Origin of the sequence: Streptomyces sp. NTH33, from assembly GCF_003236365.1 — a bacterium.
Taxonomy (GTDB): Bacteria; Actinomycetota; Actinomycetes; order Streptomycetales; family Streptomycetaceae; genus Streptomyces.
Genome location: NZ_POTZ01000741.1, coordinates 1 through 2,200, shown reverse-complemented (window position 1 = coordinate 2,200; position 2,200 = coordinate 1). Strand labels below are relative to the sequence as shown.

Annotated in this window: 2 protein-coding genes; both read right to left on the bottom strand. The window is 73.8% G+C overall.

The window, feature by feature from the left end:
* Window positions 1-49: 49 nt before the first annotated feature.
* Window positions 50-646: a hypothetical protein gene (locus tag C1I97_RS35715; RefSeq protein WP_111007091.1), complete on the bottom strand. Its 597-nt coding sequence runs from the start codon at window positions 644-646 to the stop codon at window positions 50-52.
* 210 nt (window positions 647-856) lie between these two features.
* Window positions 857-2,200, bottom strand: a 1,344-nt coding sequence (locus C1I97_RS35710) for an outer membrane protein assembly factor BamB family protein (RefSeq protein WP_146608410.1), incomplete at its 5' end; no start/stop codon positions are given.

Below are 2,200 nucleotides of genomic sequence, written 5' to 3'. Positions count from 1 at the left end.
CCCCCACAACCCCCAGACCAGCGCCACGCCGGAGGAGGTGCGTCGGCCCTCACCTCATTGCCGGGGCCTCCGGGTCCAGGTCGCAGTGGTCCACCCTGGCGATGCGGTCGCGGCCGGGGACGGGCACTCTCACGGTCACCTTCCCGTTCGCCGGCACGTCGGCCTCCTCCACTGCGGAGACGATCTTGATTCCGCGGGCGTCCCTGAAGCTGACGGTGACGGCGAAACGGCCCTCGGTGGTGGCGTTGAGGCTGGTGACCTCGACGGTCGCGTACGGCTTCTTCTTCGTGGCGCAGCTCAGCAGCTTCACCATCACGTTCTGCGAGTCCGGCTCACTCGTACCGGAACCGCTGCCACTGCCGTAGCTGTCGTCGTTGTCGCCGTCGTACCGGTCCCGGTTCGAACCGGAGCCGCCGTACGAGTCGCCCTGGCCGTCGTCCTTGTACACGCCGCCCCCGGACGAGGACGACGAACTGTCGTGATCCTGGCTGGAACTGCTGCAGCCCCCGCCTCCGCCGCTGCTACTGCCGCCGCTGCCGCCGTGGTGGCCGTGTCCGTGCCCCCGCCCGGTGGTGAACCCCGTCAGACAGAGGACCACCGATGCCGACACCACCGCGAACCTGAGTGTGCGTCCCCGTGATTGCATGCCGTCACCCTAGTGACTCGCCTGTCACGGCCATGCCACTGAATGGCGACCATCGCGTACTCGTCGTAGCGTCTTGTGTGGGAACGGTGACGAGCGCGCCGCTCACCTGGACCGACGGCCGCCGTCCGGGGCCCCTTCCGTGCATCCGGTACGACGGCCGTCACCAGACCGGCCTGTCACCGGCCAGTCACCGGAGCGCCCCGCCGCCGGTCAGGTGGTCCGCGCCGTACCCGTCCCCTTCTCCGCGTCCAGCGCGTACACGCACCGGTCCTTGCTGCACGCGTACACGACCCCGTCCCTGACCACCGGCGAGCCGGTGATCTCGCCGCCGGTGGCGAGCTTCCAGCGGAGCCGGCCGTCGTCGGCCTTCAACGTGTACAACAGGTGGTCCGTCGAGCCGAAGTGGATACGGCCCTCGGCGACCGCCGGGGAGCCGACGATCTCGCCGCCCGCCTGGAAGCGCCACTTGGGGGTGCCGGTGACCGCGTCCAGGGTGTAGAGGCCGTTGCCGCTGCCGACGTGGACGTGTCCGGCGGCGACCAGCACCGGGTCGATCCCGGAGCGGGCCTCGGTGGCGATGCGCCAGCGGTCGCGGCCGTCGGCGGCGTCCAGGGCGTAGACGGTGCCGAGGTAGTCGGCCAGGTACACCCCGCCGCCGGTCACCGCCGGGCCCGGCGCGAAGGCCGGCGGGGAGAGGAAGACCGCCGGGGCCTCGAAGTGCCAGCGGACGTGACCGCCGGCGACGTCGACGGCGATGACGCGGGTGCCGGCCGAGACGTAGACGCAGCCGTCGGGGGCCGGGGTGATGCGCACCGGCACGCCGCCGCAGGAGGCCGCGTCGCCGATGGGGTAGGACCAGCGCTCCTCGCCGGTGCGGGCCTCCAGGGCGCGCAGGCGGGCGTCCTGCCAGACGTACACCGTGCCGTCGTGGACGGCGGGGCCGGCCTCGGGGGACTCGAAGTCGGTCTGGCAGCCGGTGATCTCCCACAGCTTCTGGCCGCCGGAGGCCTCCCAGGCCTGGACGCCGCCGCCGCGGGTGCCGGTGACGACCGTGCCGCGGTCGGCCTTGAGGGAGTACACCCAGGCGTCGGTCTGCAGCCGCCACAGGTCGGCGCCCTCGCGGGCGTCCAGGGCGAACAGGGTGGGCCCGTCGGAGGCGTGGACACGGCCGTCGGCGACCGCCATCGACCAGGCCACGTCCCGGGTCTTGAAGCGGCGCCGGCCGGTGGCCACGTCGAGGGCGTGCACCTCGAAGGAGGTGACGTAGACGAGGTCGTCGGCGACGGACGGGGTGCCCCAGACGTCGTTGGACATGCGGAAGCGCCAGGGGCGCCAGCCGCTCGCGGTCTCCGGGAGCGCGGGCGGCGCCGCCGGTACGGCGGGGTCGGCGCCGTTGACGCCGGGGCGTGGCTTGGACCAGGTGGCGGCCAGGCCCGCCTCCGGCGGGGGCGCCTTGACGGCGGCGGCGCGGGCGTCGGCGACGAGCGGCCCGGGGCCGATCGGCACCGCCGCGCCGGCCAGGCGCACGGGACCGGAGTCGGGGGCGCCGACGCC